The sequence below is a fragment of the Virgibacillus sp. Bac330 genome, from assembly GCF_003667845.1.
GTDB lineage: Bacteria > Bacillota > Bacilli > Bacillales > Amphibacillaceae > Virgibacillus > Virgibacillus chiguensis.
Genome location: NZ_CP033048.1, coordinates 687,411 through 705,628, shown reverse-complemented (window position 1 = coordinate 705,628; position 18,218 = coordinate 687,411). Strand labels below are relative to the sequence as shown.

Here is an 18,218-nt window from a genome sequence, read left to right as displayed (position 1 = left end):
GCAACCTTCTAACCAAAAATGAATGACTGTTCATTTTTTAGTGATAAAAAACGAATATAATGGATGATTATAACAACGTTAATAGAACAATACCAGCCATAAGTATAAATCAATTAATTCTTAATACTCTAACAAAATAATTTTAGTTGGATTCTACAGTGTACGATTACCAAAAAACACGCCACTCAAACTACAAAAATGTAAATTATTCTTAACACAAGTTTGGTTAGACACAGAGTAACTCTCTATTCTCCGAAAATTGTTTAAGCATTTCCTATCCCCTATTGGAATAAGAATAGACCCCCTTGCAGCAATTATATGTTATTGCAAAAGGATCTATTCAACCACTGCACTAATTATATATGTCGCCTTTCCATTAAATGTATGCCCACACCAATCATAACAGTTCCCATTAGTAACAGAATACTCACCGGGTAGAAAAGTTCTTCCAACGAATAACCATAGTTTACAACCCCATGTAAAATTTCCATGCCATAAGTTAATGGATTTATTTTTGATATGGCAATTAGAAAGTTGGATTCTACAATTTCGATCGGCCAATAGGCACCACCAACCATAGCCATACAAACTGCTAGAATGGTAATAAATGCATTAAATTGTTGGGAATTTTTCACTATGGCTGTTAACAAAATACTTAATGCAACAATGGTAAAAACATAGGGAATTAAAAGTAATAATGTTTCCGGAAATTTCCCATTAAAGTCAACGCCAAAAACAAAATAGAAAAACGAGAATATAATCAATACTTGCAAGTACCCTATACAAAAACTGTAAATCATATTTCCAGCGTACATTTTCCATTTCTTAACTGGAGATAAAATAAGCCGATCCCAAACCCCTTCCTGCTTTTCAATTAGCATTGGTAACACATTATAAGCAACCGTATAAATAACGAAAAACAAACCAAAGCCAAATACATACTGATAAATTGGATCGTACATCATCGTCTGATCAGTAGTAAAATTGCTTGTAGTAACAGAGAAAACAGGATTTTTTGAAGCTTCGTCAATTTCCTTTTGCAACGCATTCTCCGTTTGTTTTAAATCACCTATATGCTCTATTATTTTTTGCCGTTGTCCATATTCTGTATAAGCTTGACGTATCATATTGTCCACGGACGAAACCGTTGTTGATTCTACACCTACGATTAACTCATATGTGTCTTTATTTAGTATGGCGCCAACTTCTGCTTTTCCTTCCTTCACAGATTGAATTAATGCATCTTCTTCCACCTCTTTAAAGGAAATGCTTTCTTCATCATTCAATGTTGTAAGGATAGAAGAACCTGTTACTTCCTCGTCCGCAATTACTATGGGAACGCTAGATCGACTCTCAAAACCAGTTAGTCCCATAATAAGCGCAAACACAATACATATTCCAGTAAAACCGAGAAACGCCCACGGATTACGTAATAGATGTTTTAGCTTAGCAAGTAAGATTGCTGTCATACCATTCTCCCCCTTTTAGGAAATGTCATTGCAGCAATCATAATCATGGCAAAACCAAAAACAGAAAGAAATAAAATATGATTACCGATTTTTTCAATAGATTCCCCTCTTAATATTGCTAAATAGGCTGACATTCCTGATCCATTAGGAGTAAAATTACCAATTAGTTCAATGACTTGAACATTTTCTCCGATTGGAAAAAAGCTACCTCCAACTAAAGCGAGTATGGACACAATGACACTTGAAAATAAATTGGTTACCGCTTCGGAATGCATTCGATAACTAATTGCTGTTAATAAGACAGTAATACCTCCAACCGAAATGGAAAATGCAATCGTTATTAAAATAAAAGCTGTTAAATCATCCCATGATACATCAAAGATAAGCCAAGCAAAACCATAAATAACGAGTAATTGTATGAGCGAAAAAATTACAGCTGAACAAAGGACACCTGTAAAATAGGTCCATTTTGACATATTAGCTAGAATAATGCGCGCAAACACAAAGCTTTGCCTTTCCCGAAATGCTATAAGCCCAATTGTTGAAGCAACAAATAGTGCATTCATTACAGCCATGCCAACAGTGTAATATTCTTTTGCCGTTATAGGTTTGCTTTGCTCAAGATTTTTTTGTTGGCCTTCAACAGATATAGTAGATAAAGCTGCCTCGTTTTGATCCATTCCTTTTTCTTCAAGTAATGACTCCAAAGTAAGCTGTTGCTGAAAGCTTTTAATAATACTTTGAATAGCTCCTGCACTAAGTTGTTTCTCTTCGTTTTCATACAGTTGTAACTGTGGAGCCTGCTTACGATCTAACAAAATGTATGAAAGGTATTGATAGGAAAAATCTTCTGGAACTTCAATAACTGCAGTATACGTGTCCTCCTGCAATATTTTACTTTTTTCTTCCACACTAACCTCTTTTAACTCCATCATTTTCGAGATCCCTTTTGTATGAAAAATTGTTTTTAACATTTGAATAGGTAAACGTTTTTCTATGTTTGCTACTGTGTCCTCCGTCAATCCCAGGTCCGTTTTAAAATCACGTTTAAATTTTTCAAATTGCTCCCTTTCTGAACTGTGCTCTATCATAGCTACTTTTGCATGCATACCTGGCGAGTCTCCATCCATAAAGTTCCCTAAAGCTGACCCTAAAATTACAATAAGAACAACTGGTAAAGCGAGAAGTAACAACAGCTCTACAGGACTTCTCCATAATAGAAGGAATTGTTTTTTAATAATTTGTCCAATCATCTGCCACTCTCCTAATCTCGCAACGCTCTACCAGTAAGATGTAAAAACACATCTTCTAATGTCGGTGTTTTTATATTGACAGAAATTAACTCGATGTTTGCCTCATCTGCCATTGCAATTAAATCTTTAAATAGATTAACCTCTTTAGAAACCATGACGGTAATCTGTTTATCCATTACATCCACACTATTTACAAGTGGACATGTTTTTAATTCATAAATAAATGGATTGGTTAGATGGCTTGCTTTAATTACGATTGATTTTTCACCAGATAGAATACGGTTTATCTCTTCCTTTGTTCCAGCTGCAATAAGATTCCCTTTATCCATGATATAAATGCGATTACATAAATACTCGACTTCTTCCATATAATGGCTCGTATAAAGAATTGTGACATTCATTTCTTTGTTTAATCGTTTTACCGTTTCTAAAATATACTTTCTCGATTGTGCATCAATTCCAACAGTCGGCTCATCCATAATAAGTAATTCTGGTTCATGTAATAAAGCTACTCCAATATTTAACCGTCGCTTCATCCCACCAGAATATGTTTTCACTGCTTCTTTCTTTCGATCTGCTAAACCAATTATTTGTAGAACGTCTTCTATGCGTTTTTGTAATTGTTTTCCTTTAATCTGATAAATCCTACCAAAAAATCGTAAATTTTCTTCCGCAGTTAAATCCTCGTATAGCGCAATTTCTTGTGGTACAATGCCAGCAACTTTACGAAAAGACGTAGGGTTTTTTAAAATACTTCGATTGTCAAAGTAGACTTCCCCTGCTGTTGGCTCCACTAATGAAGACATAATAGATATAGCTGTTGACTTCCCGGCTCCATTTGGCCCTAGTAAGCCAACAATTTCACCACGTTCCATGAACATATTCATATTCTTAACTGCATACGTTTGTTTAAATTTCTTTGAAATATTTACTAATTCAAGCATAACATTCCTCCTGTTAATCATCTTATCGGTTTTACTTTCTATTTTGCAGTATCTTCAGTCATTAAAAAAAAAATAAAAGTGACGGAGGTCACTTTTATTACTCTATAAGAAATGACTTACAAAGTTATTCTAAAATAAATAAGTTATTCATCGTTTTAAGTTCATACTTTCATAGAAGCATTACATCGTTAAGTGATGTTTCACAGCGAAAATAGCAAGTTGCGTCCGATCTCGTAAGTTAGTTTTTTGTAAAATTTGTGTCAAATGGTTTTTTATCGTCCCAAGAGACAAATGTAATGTTTGAGCTATTTCCTTGTTTGTTTTTCCTTCCCCTACTAATCTGGTAATAAGTAATTCTCGCTCTGATAAAGGAACGTCTAATTCTGTCTTGTTTTGTTCTGTACCTTTTAGTAAACGCGGCATCACTTTAGCAGCTACCTCTTCATGAATCGTCATTCCACCACGCATACAGCTATGTACTGCATCAATCAACTTTTTTGACTCTGTAGTTTTAAGCAAAAAGCCTTCTGCCCCTTCTTTTAAAGCTGATAAAACATAGTCATCATCATTAAACGTTGTTAAGATGAGAATTTTTACAGAGGGGTTCATCTGTTTAATAATCCGAGTAGCTTCAATACCATTCATGACCGGCATTCTAACATCCATCATTACTAAGTCAACAACATGTTGTTCAACAATTTTAATTGCTTCTTTTCCATTCGCAGCTTCAAACGGTACGCTAATTTGCTCATCTTGCTGTAAAATTACTTTTAAACCTTGCCGAACAATAGCTTGATCTTCAACAACTAGAATTCGCCACATGCTTTTCAATCTCCTTTACAACGCATGGAATAGTTCCCACAACTACAAAATGCTGCTCTGTTTGATAAATATGTAATTTACCATGTATCTCCTCTATTCGTTTTCGCATGTTTGTTAACCCAAACCCAACAACAAACTGTCTAGCCTGTAAAATTCGGTTTCTAATCTCAAAAGTGACATCATCCACTGCCGATCTTCCTAGCTCTACTTGTACTTCTCGATATGAGGAATGCCGCATGACATTTGTTAAAGCTTCTTGTATCGCTCGATATAAAGTAATACTTTGCTTATTTGTAAGCGCAACTGATAGAACACCTTGCTTCATCGTAAACTTCACCATTAGCTGACTTTCTGCTTCTAACTTTCGAATGAGTTGAACAACAGATGCTACACCCTGAATCTCTTCCTGGTGTAAAGCCTTTACAGCCTCTCTTGTTTCTTTTAAAGCTTCTTTGGCCATTATTTTTAACTCTTCATAGTCACGTTCCTTATTTTGAATGGATAAAATTTCTATTTTCATCATAAGCGCTGTTAAGCGGTGTCCGACAGAATCATGAATGTCGCGAGCAATATTTGTCCTTTCCTCTAATCTCGCCTCTCGATCAGCTGAAGCATTCATTCGTTTGTTTTTTCGAAATTCGCCAAGTAGTTGCTCATACATTTGCCTTAGCTCTTGCCTTTCTGTAAAAATCCTATTTCCGACTAATATTAAACTAACAAAAAGAATATGTAATAAGATTACTTCGATTATGAAATCTTTAATTAAAATCGTGTACAAAATGGAAATTACAAAATTAACGATGAGATAGCCTTTCAATAAATATCCTTGTAACCTAAAAGTAGCATCGACAACGAGAAAATAAAGATAAGTGATGATATAAAATTGCTCAGTCCCTACTGTCCACATGTGTAGAATTGCAATAACAGACAAGACAACATAGAAATAGATATGATGCTTTTGTAACGATAATAAGCAAAAAAAGGCAAAAGAAACTGCAAATAAACTAATGCTAAACGGTATATAATTACTATCAAACAAAATAAGCATAAGCCATAAACAACTAAACAAGCTAACCCTTCCCATAAATACCCCCACAGCTTCACCCCTCCCTCCTTCAACATGCACTTGCCACCAAGTATTAAAAAACAAAATTTAAGTGTTTGACGTTCCAAATTTCCTTATATCACAAACCTAATACTTGCAAAAACAAACGTCTACAATCATAGTCAATCAACGACGGTAAACGGTGATTATTCTCTATAGTGTAACAGAAAAGCCAAGTTTAAAAACCATTCCATTCACTCGTCAACTTTCTGAATAAAAACTCCCCAACTTGTTCCCGTTCCTATATGATACGCTTTAGCAAAAGAACCTTGATTAAGCGCAATAGCTGCTTTATCTAATGAATTAATGTATAGTAATGGTTCTCCTAAATGTGTTTCAGCGAATGAACGGACAAATAATAGTTTGTTTTTGTATACATCCTTCTGATGATGCGAAATCGTAACATACAGCCTATCCCCATATTGATACTCAGCTTCAACTAATAAACGACGATCTATGTTTGTCCACACATTTCCAAATCGCACATCAAGTATGTCGATACATCCACGAATGATTCCTTTATTAATTGCAGCCTTCTCTTCTTTTAAACAAGTAATTCGGTCTTCATCCCTTTTCGGTCCAACCTCTTCATAACGAATGACACCAGCAGAAAGTCTTGCAGCTGTATATGCGTAAATATCCCTTCCATGAAAAGTGTGTGACTCTCCGGATCGCGGCAATCGGTTTATTTTTTCATCAATGATTCGAACTTCTTTTATACCAATATGGCTTTTAACATGCGTCAGTGTTCCGTTATCTGGTGTTACAATATACTGGTCGCTATTTGTTTTAACAACAACACTTAATCGATCCGTTCCTACCCCAGGGTCGACAACAGAAACAAACACCGTTTCTTCTGGCCAATAGGACATCGTTTGATATAAACGGTAAGATTCTTCCCAAATATTATATGGAGAAATATGATGTGTTAAATCAAAAACTTGAATGGAAGGATCCACCGATTTAGCAACACCATACATAGCACTAACCGCGCCATCACTTAAACCAAAGTCTGTTTGTAATACAACATGCTTTAACATTTCTATTCCTCCAATATTTTATCATAAGGATATCTCTTTACTTATCCTACTAGAGATTACAGTTGTTACACTTTTTTCATTTAACTTATGTCTTTAAGTACCGTTTCTTATGTTTAAAAAATCTTTATGTATCATTCAGTCACTATGGCAAAAAACGATGTTTCCTAAGTACAAAAACACGCTCCCATCTCCAATTCTGGATAAGGACGTGATTATATTTACGTCATACCACCTAATTTTACAGCAGCTACTATATACAGTTTTCCAAATATGCTTACTCAAAAACTCGATCACACTTTGACATCAAGTACAGTTTGCAGCTGATACTTAGGTTACTCAAACAAAAAACGCTCCGTCGTAATCTACAAATGATTAAAAACGATGTTTAAAGAGGTCATTGTATGCCATTCAGACTTTTCTACTGAACCAGTCTTGTCGTAAAATCTCTATCATAAAAAGTGGCTTATAGCTTCATTAAAATCTGTCCATCTTTCATTTTGTCAAAACATGTATTCATGCTAACAATAGCCTATTTACCCACAGAATTGCCTATTTTCTACTTACGTAATTTGAAAAGAAACAAATCTAGGTTTATAACCTACGAAAAAGCAAATATAGCATAGGGAATATTGCTTAATTAATTGAAAAATAAGAATTTTATACCATTTCCTAATAATTCCCACAAATTACTGCTGGATTATAGTATAATGAGGGGGACGGGTTATGCAGAGGGCGAAAGCAGTGAAGAAGATTTCTTCATGCTTGGCGACTGGTAATCCCTTAGAGAAAGGGGCTGAATGAATTGATACCAATTGACAAGACGATTGAACTGATGTTTTCGTTCGCAACGCTTGTATTGTTAATTGTAAATAGCCGCGAAAGCAAATAAAGCCTCTCTGCCGACGGAGTTAGTAAAGGATAATGATGACGCCACTAATGACATGATGTGCCATGCTATCCTATAGCGAAGTCGCCATAAGGATAACCCGTCGCAGGAGTCGTAAGTTGCCGCTTACGACTCCTTTGCTGTCCCCCGTCCAACTAAAAAATCACTGCATCATCTCTCTCTAATCCTTTCATTGCAATTCCATTTCAAACAACCAATCTTATACTATTAGCGAACAGTTACACTTATTCATACTAAACGCTAAACTAATTATTTCTTCCTACTACATTCATTATACCCTATTTTCTGACTACTAATCGACAATAAACATAAGCTATTCGTCAAATATAATTCAAAATCACCTTCCACGCTTCCACCTTATCTACAAAACGCTTTGTATATTTCCCGGGAATTGGGCTCGTTGAAGGTAGCTTAACCACATCTACTTGAGCTAAATGCTCTTGCTTAAAATACTTATTTAATAGTTGATAGGATTTCCCTCCATTACAAGCAATTAATTTGATGGCAGGATACTTATGTAATAAAGAAGGAATATCATTAGGGGTTTCATCTTTAATATTTGCATCTAAACTGCCTGCTCGATAACAAGTCCCTACCGTATCCCAAAGTGCTAAGCAATGTTTTTTACAAACCTGCAACTTTTGCGTATAATCGAATACCTTAGGTTCTTGAAGGATCGTGAACAGGATATCCCAAAACTGATTTCTTGGGTTTCCATAGTACTCTTGTCGTTGAAGTGATTGTTTTCCTGGCATGGAACCAAGGATAAGCACTTTAGGATCTTTTGGTAAAACAGGTTGAAAAGATGATAGTCTTTCCATCTTACTACCTCCTATGCATAATCTGAACAGAACCCTTAGATTATAATACTAACATCTTTAGAAAGTAGGGAAAACATGAAAGCTATTATTATAAATCAATATGGTCATGCAAACCAGCTTCAAGAACGTGATGTTCCTAAGCCACAAATAAAGGATAATCAAGTGCTTGTAGAGATGCACGCTACAAGCATTAACCCAATCGATTGGAAAGTTCGTGAAGGTTATTTAAAGGAGATGCTACCACTTGAGTTCCCCATTATCCTTGGTTGGGATGCTGCTGGTATCGTTCAAGAAATTGGTTCGAGCGTTACAAAATTTAAAACTGGTGACCGTGTATTTGCCCGTCCAGAAACAAGTGCACAAGGAACTTATGCAGAATACACCGCGATAGACGAAGATAAACTAGCGCTTCTTCCTGAAAATATTACATTTGATGAAGCAGCAGCTGTACCTTTAGCCGGTTTAACGGCTTGGCAATGCCTTTTTGACTTTGGCCAAGTCAAAGCGAATGACAAAGTATTCATTCACGCTGGGTCTGGAGGAGTCGGAACATACGCCATTCAATTTGCAAAACATGTTGGCGCATATGTAGCTACTACAGCAAGCGAGAACAATAAGGAACTTGTTGAATCTTTAGGAGCGGACAAGTTTATTAATTATAAAAAAGAAGATTTCACTGACATCATTAAAGACTACGATTTAGTTATTGATACCATTGGTGGAGAAGTACAAGAAAAGAGCATGCATGTATTAAAAGAAGGTGGAAAATTAGTTTCCATTGTTCAACCACCAAATGAAGCTTTAGCAAAAGAATTAGGGATTACAGCTGGATTTTTATGGTTACAAGCAAATGGAAAGCAACTCGAGGAAATAGCAAAGTTAATGGAAAGCGGTCATGTCAAATCCATTGTTGGACATCACTTCCCGCTAACGCAAGAAGGAGTACAACAAGCTCACCAGCTTAGTGAAACGCATCATGCTAAAGGAAAAATCATTATAAATATGAAGTAAATATTTGATGATGTGGTCATAAACGACATGACCATATCATCTTTTTTGGCAGTATACTGCATGTGGTGGCATCCTCAATCGCAATAGAGTATAACAGTTTAAAAGCTGGTCAACAAGTCAAGTTTTTCTAATGGAAAACGAGCTCAAATAAAAAAATTGTGCCGTGAACATGACGTCAACTTATTTAAAAAAGTTCTTTTTATACCTCATGTAACGTCCATAACTTAAGTGTTCTCTTTGTTTCTATCTTTACGAACATACATTCTAGTTCTTATGTGATTTATCCAAGTATGAAAGTAAACAGACAATTTTTTTCCTACGTTATCTTTTAAAAATAAACCTAATGAAAACAGTAAGTAGAGATGGAGCAGTACAATAATAAAAGCATTTAAATTAGCAGCCACTATTTGTTTAAAAACATACATGAACCCATTCGTGTTTGTTGGTTTTCCATTTATAAATAGAAAAGCTACTAACGGTGAAGCAATAGCTAAAACAATCGATGCATAGGCAAAAGGAATCCATTGATCACGAAAATTATGAATAATTGCAAGCAAAAACGTAGCAACAATAAAAATAACATACATAAAGACTAGTGTTGCAGACAACAAATTCAACATATATCACCTCTTTAAGCATGTACCCCACTTACTTCCTTTACAACCTTTTTTGGTAAGTAAGCATAAAGAAAGCTGTCGTATACGTTAAGTGACAGTGTTTTTCGTCATGGTACTCGATGATAAGCTAAGTTCCTCTAAAAGAAACTTGTACTAAAATAACTATTCATATGAAGCCCCTATATGATTCCGCGTAGATATTTTTAAAGATACTTGCAATTACTTTTAATATAAGTTATTTCCACAACATTAGCCATACTCAAGCTTCCTGTTGTTCTAAAACTTTTTCTTTTATTTTTTTGGACGTCTTGTCTTTTACGAAGAAAGCTAAGATAAGACCAAGGAAGGAAATTGCTGTTGCAACATAAAACGCCATGTTCACCCCATGTATTTGTCCTGTAACAGTTACTTCTTTACCAGTACTCAAAGCCGTCACAGTCATAATTGTAATTAATAAAGCTGTTCCAATGGATGCGGCAACTTGGCGCATTGTATTCGTCATTGCTGAACCATGTGGAATTAAACGATAGGATAATTGATTTAACCCCGCCGTCGTAGAAGGCATCATAATCATGGATATACCAAACATTCGAACTGCAAAGACGATAGTTAAATAAGTAAATGACGTATCTACAGACAGATTGGTATACAATAATGACGTAATCGTTAATAAGAATAGCCCAATGATGACTAAATATCTAGCACCAAATCGGTCAAAAATTCTTCCATTGATCGGCGACATAATTCCCATAAGTAGTGCGCCTGGCAAAATCATTAAACCAGATTCAAATGGCGTAAATCCCGCCATATTTTGCATATAGATTGGCAGAATGGTTTCTGCAGAAATTAAGCCAATAAACCCAATCATTCCAATGATCATCGTAATGGTAAATATTTTGTTTTTAAATACTCGAAATTCTAAAATTGGCTCTCTTAGCTTAAATTGACGTGTAATAAATAGTGCTAAAGTAATTACTCCGATAGCTAACGACACAAGCACCGATTGATCGATCCACCCACTATTACCAGCACTACTGAATCCGTAAAGTATTCCTCCAAAACCGAGGGTTGAATATACTATGGATAAGATATCAACTTTTGGATAGGTACGTTTTGTTATATTCTTCATCACAAAATACGCAATGATAACGTTCATAATAGCTAAAGGTAAAACGACATAAAAAATAGACCTCCAATCGAAATGCTCAACTAACCAACCAGAAATAGATGGTCCTAAAGCAGGGGCAAAACCAATTACAAGCCCAACCATTCCCATGGCAGTTCCTCTTTTTTCAATTGGAAACATAAATAAGAAGATGGTCATCATCAGTGGCATCATAACTCCAGCACCAGCAGCTTGAATAACTCTTCCCGTCATTAATAGAAAAAAGCTTGGTGATATAGCGCAAATAAATGTACCAACAGAAAATGTTCCCATAGCTGTAATAAATAATTGTCTTGTAGTAAAGGTTTCAATTAAAAAAGCAGTAATAGGTATCATAATGCCGTTTACGAGCATAAAAATCGTCGTTACCCATTGGGCGGTATTTTCCGTTAAATGTAAGTCTTGCATAATAGGAGGTATAGCTGTGGTAAGTAATGTCTGATTTAAAATGGCTAAAAAAGCTCCAGTAATCAGCACGATAACGATCGGTAATTTATTCATATTCTCTACTTCTTTTACGGATTGACGTCCCATCCTATTCCCCCTTTCTCTTTGAAAACAACCAAATACGACTTATATAGAAAAGTATCTCTTATTCTATCATAAGTCTATTGGATAATAAATAAAGTAAAATTTCACGCAATAGAGTTATAGGAAAGGTGCTTCAACGAAGAAAAGCGGAACAGAGTGGAGATCAAAATACCGTTATTCACTCCCTTCGCTTTTTTTCTAATCAGGTTTTGAAGGGAGAATAAATACGGTACTTCATATGTTGTGGCATCTATATCTTTATACTTCTTGCTCACGCAAACTAATATGCTCATTGGTTTTTCTTTGTGGCAGCATATGGAATAAGATGTTTAGTACTATAGCTGTAACACTTCCTGCCACAATGCCATTACTTGTTAATATTTGAATGCTTTCAGGAAATTTGGCAAACAATTCAGGTACGACAGTTACACCTAACCCCATTCCTACAGAACATGCCACAATCATCGCATTTTCCGATGATTTCATAATGACAGGACCGAGCATTTTAATTCCTTGAGAAATTACCATACCAAACATAGCAATCATCGCACCACCTAATACAGGAGTTGGAATAATTGTCGTTAAAGCAGCAATCTTAGGAATGAAACCAAGCGTTATAAGCATGACACCAGTAATAACGATAATGCTTTTCTTTTTCACACCAGTCATTTGCATCAAACCAACATTTTGAGAAAAAGCGGTGTATGGAAAGGCGTTAAAAAAGCCTCCCATTAAAATAGCTAATCCTTCCGCCCGGTAACCGTTTGCCAAGTCCTTCCCTTTGAGTTTTCGATCTGTTATATCTCCCAAGGCAAAATATACACCTGTAGATTCTACTAACGAAACGATCGCTACTAAGGTCATCGTTAAAATAGCAGACCATTCAAATGTTGGTGTACCAAAATAAAAGGGGTGCGGTAAATGAAGATAGGAAGCTTCTCGAACAGCTTGAAAATCAACTAACCCCATCATCCCAGCCGCTAATGTTCCGACAATTAAACCTACTAAAATAGCAATAGATTTCATAAATCCTTTAGCAAATCGATATAATATAATAATAAATAATAGCGTCCCAAAGGATAAACTTATGTTTACTAATGAGCCAAAGTCACTTGCTCCTTGCCCGCCCCCCATATTATTTATAGCTACAGGTATAAGCGTAATTCCAATAATCGTTACAACAGAACCTGTTACCACTGGAGGAAAGAATTTCACCAATTTACCAAATATCCCGCTTACAGCAATGACAAAAAGCCCAGATACAAGAATAGCTCCATATATAGCAGTCACTCCATAACTAGAGCCAATTGCTATCATTGGACCTACGGCTGTAAAAGTACAACCCAAAACGACAGGTAAGCCAATTCCAAAGAATCGATTTCGTAAAACCTGTAATATAGTCGCTACACCACACATTAAAATATCAATAGCAACAAGATACGTTAGTTGAGCTGACGTTAAGCCAAGTGCATCACCAACAATAAGTGGTACTAAAATAGCCCCTGCATACATAGCTAATAAATGTTGTAGCCCTAAAGCAGCATTCTTCATGCTAGTTTTCCTCCTCTAAAAAGGTGACATTTCCGTCTGATAAATGTGCTATTCTGGCAAGGGACTCTACTCGATAACCAGCGTTACGAATGGATTTTCCACCATCTTGAAAACTTTTTTCAATTACAATACCTATCCCAGCAATCGTTGCTTTAGCTTGCTTTAAAATATCAATCAAACCAAATACGGCTTGTCCATTAGCTAAAAAATCATCAATAATGAGAACTGTATCGTCCTGAGTTATAAACGTTTGCGAAATTGAAATTTCATTTGTTTCTTGTTTGGTGAAAGAATGGACTTGTGCAGAATAAAGATGATCCGTTAATGTTAGAGATTTACGTTTTCTTGCAAACACAACAGGTACCTTTAAAACTAAACCCGCCATCACGGCAGGAGCAATTCCTGAAGATTCCAAAGTCAATATTTTCGTTATCCCAGCAGCTGCAAATCGATCAGCAAATTCTTTTCCAATCTCCTCCATTAAGGCTGGGTCAATTTGATGATTTAAAAAAGCATCCACCTTTAAAACCGTATTGGATAATACTTTTCCTTCTGCTAAAATAGTCTGTTTTAAACGCTCCATGATGATAAACTTCCTTTCCATGTCAATATGCATACAAGATTTTCATTTTTAAAAGGTGGACTTCAATGAAGCTTTTATGCAGTTAAATAAGTCCAATTAGGAAAGGAGTGCTATACGGTAAATCTGCATATTTTCCGATTATGAAAAAAACTCGAAAATCCGCTTCCGTCAACCTAACTATGAACGGAAACTGATTTTCGAGTTAAAAGAGAAACGATCGTATTTTGCATAAGAAAACTTCACGTGATGGCGAAATGCGAACACTTTTCTTACAGTGTAAAATACAATCTATATCAGTTATTTTCATAGTCGGTTTATTTACGGTAAACCGGTAGAAACTCGCAAGCCTTATCCCTGCTATTATATGAAAATCGTATTTATTTGAATGTAATTAGTATAGCACGTCACCATGAATAAACAACCCGCAAATAAATAAAACTAACATTACTATTTTTCTGATATTTTTTCTAACTTTTCTCCAAAAACTCTAGCCGATTTCCAAAGGGATCACTAACGTAGAAGCGTTTATAATTTGGCAATCGCTCGTCTTCCAAATAAGCTACATCGTGGTCTTGTAAATATTGTTTTAGCTCATCTAAATGTTTTACGTAAATAGCAGGATGTGCTTTTTTCGCTGGCATAAACGGTTCTTCCACACCAATATGTATATGAACATCACCTGATTGTAGCCAAATCCCGCCATTTTTTTGTAAATTCTCTGGTTTATTTATTTCTTTAAATCCTAGAACATGAACGTAAAATGCCCTTGCTGTTTGTTCCTCATCTTTTGGTGCTGTTAATTGAACATGATCCAATTTTTCATAATAAAATGCCATCTTATCCCCTCCCTGTTTTTAGTATAAGGGGAAATGACATCGCTTGCTAATACCGTTTGATTATCACATGATATCATAACTAATTATGATGTTTGTTTTTAATGTTATTAAAAGTTACTTTCAGAAAAAAAGCGAACTCCACCCTTCTTTTCAACGTACGATTCAAGCAAAATCAACTGTTTTTCCAAAACCAATCGAAAGAGCTTTCCCATAAATACCCCTTGCTACAGCTAAGTCAAAGTAAGCCGTACCGACGGATTTTAAAAAAGTGATTGCCTCAACAGATGGGCGAATAATATGCTCCTGTCGAATCCGTTCATTTAATTCTGCAAACACCTGATGAAGCTTTTAATGAAGGATACCATTCAACGCGTATTATCATTCTTTGCATTCTTTAAGAGAATTGCTAATACCAACTAATCCCAAATGCTTAGAGCAACTTCCGTCCTTTCAGCTCAACCAAAAATTAACACTTTCAATTTTTATTAAATTAACCAGCTTCACTAATGCCAGTTATTATTAAAAACGATATTAACTTAAGATATTTTTTCTCAATGTTTTGCACGGTTAAACTTATCATTTAATATCCCTACAAGAGATGCCGACATAATAATTAAACCACTTAAAATAGTCGCAAACTGAATATTTATGTACTCTATTAAAAATCCAAAAATGTAGTAACCGATTGGTAAAAATAAAAGACCACCAAACATTTGCAGACTTGTTACACGACCGAGATATTCTTCTTCAATTAATTCTTGAACGGTACTATCCCATATAATTACAAAAGATGTAATGGAAAAACCTATACCAAACATAATTATTAAAGACATTAGAAAATGATTTGAAAATGACAAAAACAATATTAATAGTCCCAAACTAAACATAAATATATAGTATTTTTTGAAGCTCTTGGAAACTTCTGATTGTTTACTAATTAACCATGCCCCTAAAAATGCCCCTAGCGCCATACTACTTAAAAACCAACCAAAACTTTCAATTCCATTGAAATATTCATTTGCATAAATTGGAAGGATGATAACATCAAATGAAGCGACACCTATGTTAACTATGGAACCAATCAAGATACTTAAACCTAACCACTTATGTTTAAATAAGATTTGAAATCCTTCCTTAAATTGTAGGAACATTGTTTTTTTAAATTCTGATTGTGGTTTTTTTTCTAATGAAATAAATACAAAGGTAAAGGCGGCAAGCAAAAATGATAAACCATTCATTCCAAAGGCTATAAATATGCCAAAAGTCGCAACTAAATAGGCGGCTAAAACAGGTCCCACCATTTCCAGTACTTGTTGTGCCATCGATCTATAGGAATTCGCTTTAACCAGATGTTGTCTATCAACAATACTCGGCAATATCGCTTTTAATGTTGGTCGATATAAAGTGTTCAATGCTCCCAAGAAAAAGCTAAGTAAGTAAATATGCCAAATGAGTATATTTCCACTTAATATTAGATAGGTAATAAGTAAAAGGGCAAGACCCCTCATTATGTTAATGACTACAATCAGAAATTTTTTAGGGAGTTGATCTACGAGCATGCCACCGAAAAGAAGAAGAAAGAGTTGAGGTATAATAAACATACTTTGAGTTGCACTGATGTCACTTGCTTGACCATCCAAGTAAATAATTAGAAAAGGCAAGGAGGTTGAAAATAAAGCAATCCCTGTAAATGAAATGATTTGTCCACTAAATAACATAGTGAAGTTTTTATTTCTCCACATTTTTCACCCCTCCTGATGATATTCTATTACAAATATATATATTTGTATAACATTATATATTCTTTCTATTCTCAAAAATATAAATAAAAATGAATTAAATCTATATTTCGTTTATTATATGTTATAAATTGAGGGGGAAAATTTAGGTGGTGATTTATAAGGAATATTTTTTATATAATTAGCTTAGGCGATCATAAATGCCAATAGAAATTCCAACTAAACATGTTCAAAGAAAAAGGGATGCCCCTTTTGTAGAATAAAGTTAGCACACAAAATTCACAGAAAAGAGAGCTTCCCTTTGAACGGTCTTGGTAACGATAGTGTAAAAAGTTTTTTTATAAATGAATATACTTTCCAATTAAGGAGAAGATCATTTATGCAAAAATCATCAGAAATTCGGAAAGAGAATGTCGTACTGTAGAAGATGTTCCAGACAGATAGTAGATCTCGTGCTACAGTTAACAATATTAGCAGATTTCATGTCAGATTTGACAGTTTGTACTACTTGTATGGAGTTATTTACTCCCCATTCGATTAATTTATCCTTAAATGCGAAAGTTTTTTCTAATATACGATTATATCAAATAATTTCTTTAACAGAAGCAATATCTGACGATACATCCGCACTTGGCATATATAAATCGGAGCCATTGAACGTTGGAAGATGTATAACTGTCCGATGCGGATTTTTAATCATTGCATTATTTTTTGCTTGTAACCCTTGCTTCAAATCTTTTATTGCATCGAGCATGAAATAATTTTCTCGTATTTCTTTTTTCGATGAAATTAACATATAGGATTCTTTTCCGCTTATTTCTTAAAAATTCCTTTTAATACGAAAGCAACATTAGCAGGCCTTTCAGCTAATCTTCGCATATTATAGCCGAACCAATCATCGCCGTAAGGCATGTATACACGTACTTTGTACCCTTCTTTTAGTAATTGTTTCTGAAGCTCAAGTCGAATTCCATAAAGCATTTGAAACTCAAACTGCTCTTTGGAAATTTGATATGTTTGTTCCAGTTCTTTTGTATAAGTAATGATCTCATCATCATGAGTAGCTACTGCCGTGTAATTACCATTTAACAAGTTCTGCTTAATAATTTTTTTATAATTCTTATCTACATCTGATTTATTAGGAAAAGCAACTTTTTCTGATTCCTTATATGCCCCCTTTACTAATCGCAAGTATGGGTTATATGGATTTAATGCTTCTAAATCTTCTTCTACTCGGTATAAATAGGCTTGCAGTACAGTTCCTACATTATCATATTCCTGTTTAAGACTCGTAAAAATATGTAACGTTTTCTCTAATCGTGCATAGTCTTCCATATCTATCGTAACAATAACATCATTTTCTTTACCTGCTTGTAATATTTTGTGCATATTCTCCATCACAAGCTCATGAGATATATCTAACCCAAGTGAAGTAAGCTTTAAAGATAATTCGGATTGTAAGCCTTCTTTAGCAATTACTTCAATTGCTTTGACACATTCCTCCGCAGACTGTTTAGCCTCTGATTCACTATCTATAAACTCCCCTAGGTGGTCTACAGTGATAACAAAACCTTTTTCATTTAAAGCCTTTATTTTTTGTGCAGCTTCTTGAATATTTACCCCTGCGACAAAACGTGAAGCTCCAAAACGAAAGCCATATTTTTTTGCTACTTTTGTTAAAGTTTTATTATTAGATAGAAACAAAAAGAAATTTCGCATTATTTGTTCCATGAACTTTCCCCTCCCGACTTTCTCTAAACTTTGGTTGCTATCATTTTATATTGTATATAGGGAAGTATAAAATTTTAGGCTTTATCGTATAAG

Annotated in this window: 17 protein-coding genes and 1 riboswitch; of the genes, 1 reads left to right on the top strand and 16 read right to left on the bottom strand. The window is 34.8% G+C overall.

Features of this window, described 5'->3' with window-relative positions:
- Positions 1–356: 356 nt before the first annotated feature.
- From D9780_RS03055 to D9780_RS03025, 7 genes are all read right to left on the bottom strand, one after another.
- Positions 357–1,469, bottom strand: a complete 1,113-nt coding sequence (locus D9780_RS03055) for an ABC transporter permease (RefSeq protein WP_073005967.1) — start codon at positions 1,467–1,469, stop codon at positions 357–359.
- Positions 1,466–2,722, bottom strand: coding sequence for an ABC-2 transporter permease (locus D9780_RS03050; RefSeq protein WP_121639246.1), 1,257 nt, complete (start codon positions 2,720–2,722; stop codon positions 1,466–1,468). Before D9780_RS03050 ends, D9780_RS03055 begins: the two co-directional genes overlap by 4 nt.
- Before the next feature lie 11 nt (positions 2,723–2,733).
- A complete protein-coding gene (locus D9780_RS03045; RefSeq protein ID WP_121639245.1) occupies positions 2,734–3,666 on the bottom strand; it encodes an ABC transporter ATP-binding protein in 933 nt (310 codons plus the stop codon).
- Positions 3,667–3,846: 180 nt separating this feature from the next.
- Entirely contained in the window at positions 3,847–4,488 is a 642-nt protein-coding gene (locus tag D9780_RS03040; RefSeq protein ID WP_073005962.1) for a response regulator transcription factor, read from the bottom strand.
- Complete coding sequence (locus D9780_RS03035; RefSeq protein ID WP_121639244.1) at positions 4,466–5,584, bottom strand: sensor histidine kinase; 1,119 nt, start codon at positions 5,582–5,584, stop codon at positions 4,466–4,468. The genes D9780_RS03040 and D9780_RS03035 overlap by 23 nt, the downstream gene beginning before the upstream one ends.
- 203 nt (positions 5,585–5,787) lie before the next feature.
- Positions 5,788–6,633, bottom strand: a complete 846-nt coding sequence (locus tag D9780_RS03030) for an SAM hydrolase/SAM-dependent halogenase family protein (RefSeq protein ID WP_121639243.1) — start codon at positions 6,631–6,633, stop codon at positions 5,788–5,790.
- Positions 6,634–7,860: 1,227 nt separating this feature from the next.
- Positions 7,861–8,361 carry a DNA-deoxyinosine glycosylase gene (locus tag D9780_RS03025; RefSeq protein WP_073005957.1) on the bottom strand — a complete coding sequence of 167 codons (501 nt, stop codon included), beginning with the start codon at positions 8,359–8,361 and terminating at the stop codon, positions 7,861–7,863.
- Between the two features lie 75 nt (positions 8,362–8,436).
- On the opposite strand from D9780_RS03025, the gene D9780_RS03020 reads away from it, so the two are divergent.
- Positions 8,437–9,372, top strand: a complete 936-nt coding sequence (locus D9780_RS03020) for an NADP-dependent oxidoreductase (RefSeq protein ID WP_121639242.1) — start codon at positions 8,437–8,439, stop codon at positions 9,370–9,372.
- A gap of 224 nt (positions 9,373–9,596) precedes the next feature.
- On the opposite strand, the gene D9780_RS03015 is transcribed toward D9780_RS03020, so the two are convergent.
- From D9780_RS03015 to D9780_RS02980, 9 genes are all read right to left on the bottom strand, one after another.
- Positions 9,597–9,992 (bottom strand): hypothetical protein, encoded by a 396-nt coding sequence (locus D9780_RS03015; protein WP_121639241.1) that lies wholly within the window; start codon positions 9,990–9,992, stop codon positions 9,597–9,599.
- 256 nt (positions 9,993–10,248) lie between these two features.
- Positions 10,249–11,688, bottom strand: coding sequence for an MDR family MFS transporter (locus tag D9780_RS03010; protein ID WP_121639240.1), 1,440 nt, complete (start codon positions 11,686–11,688; stop codon positions 10,249–10,251).
- Between the two features lie 255 nt (positions 11,689–11,943).
- Positions 11,944–13,236: a nucleobase:cation symporter-2 family protein gene (locus tag D9780_RS03005; RefSeq protein ID WP_116279477.1), complete on the bottom strand. Its 1,293-nt coding sequence runs from the start codon at positions 13,234–13,236 to the stop codon at positions 11,944–11,946.
- Position 13,237: 1 nt separating this feature from the next.
- Positions 13,238–13,819 carry a xanthine phosphoribosyltransferase gene (locus tag D9780_RS03000; protein ID WP_073005950.1) on the bottom strand — a complete coding sequence of 194 codons (582 nt, stop codon included), beginning with the start codon at positions 13,817–13,819 and terminating at the stop codon, positions 13,238–13,240.
- Positions 13,820–14,105: 286 nt separating this feature from the next.
- Positions 14,106–14,207: riboswitch (purine riboswitch) on the bottom strand.
- Between the two features lie 79 nt (positions 14,208–14,286).
- Complete coding sequence (locus D9780_RS02995; RefSeq protein ID WP_121639239.1) at positions 14,287–14,655, bottom strand: VOC family protein; 369 nt, start codon at positions 14,653–14,655, stop codon at positions 14,287–14,289.
- Positions 14,656–14,817: 162 nt separating this feature from the next.
- Positions 14,818–14,991 (bottom strand): hypothetical protein, encoded by a 174-nt coding sequence (locus D9780_RS20935; RefSeq protein ID WP_162985770.1) that lies wholly within the window; start codon positions 14,989–14,991, stop codon positions 14,818–14,820.
- Positions 14,992–15,206: 215 nt separating this feature from the next.
- Positions 15,207–16,397 carry an MFS transporter gene (locus tag D9780_RS02990; RefSeq protein WP_121639238.1) on the bottom strand — a complete coding sequence of 397 codons (1,191 nt, stop codon included), beginning with the start codon at positions 16,395–16,397 and terminating at the stop codon, positions 15,207–15,209.
- A 580-nt stretch (positions 16,398–16,977) separates the two neighbouring features.
- Positions 16,978–17,190, bottom strand: coding sequence for a hypothetical protein (locus D9780_RS02985; protein WP_121639237.1), 213 nt, complete (start codon positions 17,188–17,190; stop codon positions 16,978–16,980).
- A gap of 17 nt (positions 17,191–17,207) precedes the next feature.
- Positions 17,208–18,125, bottom strand: coding sequence for a proline dehydrogenase family protein (locus D9780_RS02980; RefSeq protein WP_121639236.1), 918 nt, complete (start codon positions 18,123–18,125; stop codon positions 17,208–17,210).
- Between the last annotated feature and the right edge of the window lie 93 nt (positions 18,126–18,218).

Excerpts from the sequence above, each read along its gene's own strand:
- D9780_RS03055 (WP_073005967.1), bottom strand. The coding sequence starts at position 1,469 with ATGACAGCAATCTTACTTGCTAAGCTAAAACATCTATTACGTAATCCG.
- D9780_RS03050 (WP_121639246.1), bottom strand. The coding sequence starts at position 2,722 with ATGATTGGACAAATTATTAAAAAACAATTCCTTCTATTATGGAGAAGT.
- D9780_RS03045 (WP_121639245.1), bottom strand. The coding sequence starts at position 3,666 with ATGCTTGAATTAGTAAATATTTCAAAGAAATTTAAACAAACGTATGCA.
- D9780_RS03040 (WP_073005962.1), bottom strand. The coding sequence starts at position 4,488 with ATGTGGCGAATTCTAGTTGTTGAAGATCAAGCTATTGTTCGGCAAGGT.
- D9780_RS03030 (WP_121639243.1), bottom strand. The coding sequence starts at position 6,633 with ATGTTAAAGCATGTTGTATTACAAACAGACTTTGGTTTAAGTGATGGC.
- D9780_RS03025 (WP_073005957.1), bottom strand. The coding sequence starts at position 8,361 with ATGGAAAGACTATCATCTTTTCAACCTGTTTTACCAAAAGATCCTAAA.
- D9780_RS03020 (WP_121639242.1), top strand. The coding sequence starts at position 8,437 with ATGAAAGCTATTATTATAAATCAATATGGTCATGCAAACCAGCTTCAA.
- D9780_RS03015 (WP_121639241.1), bottom strand. The coding sequence starts at position 9,992 with ATGTTGAATTTGTTGTCTGCAACACTAGTCTTTATGTATGTTATTTTT.
- D9780_RS03010 (WP_121639240.1), bottom strand. The coding sequence starts at position 11,688 with ATGGGACGTCAATCCGTAAAAGAAGTAGAGAATATGAATAAATTACCG.
- D9780_RS03005 (WP_116279477.1), bottom strand. The coding sequence starts at position 13,236 with ATGAAGAATGCTGCTTTAGGGCTACAACATTTATTAGCTATGTATGCA.
- D9780_RS03000 (WP_073005950.1), bottom strand. The coding sequence starts at position 13,819 with ATGGAGCGTTTAAAACAGACTATTTTAGCAGAAGGAAAAGTATTATCC.
- D9780_RS02995 (WP_121639239.1), bottom strand. The coding sequence starts at position 14,655 with ATGGCATTTTATTATGAAAAATTGGATCATGTTCAATTAACAGCACCA.
- D9780_RS02990 (WP_121639238.1), bottom strand. The coding sequence starts at position 16,397 with ATGTGGAGAAATAAAAACTTCACTATGTTATTTAGTGGACAAATCATT.
- D9780_RS02985 (WP_121639237.1), bottom strand. The coding sequence starts at position 17,190 with ATGTTAATTTCATCGAAAAAAGAAATACGAGAAAATTATTTCATGCTC.
- D9780_RS02980 (WP_121639236.1), bottom strand. The coding sequence starts at position 18,125 with ATGGAACAAATAATGCGAAATTTCTTTTTGTTTCTATCTAATAATAAA.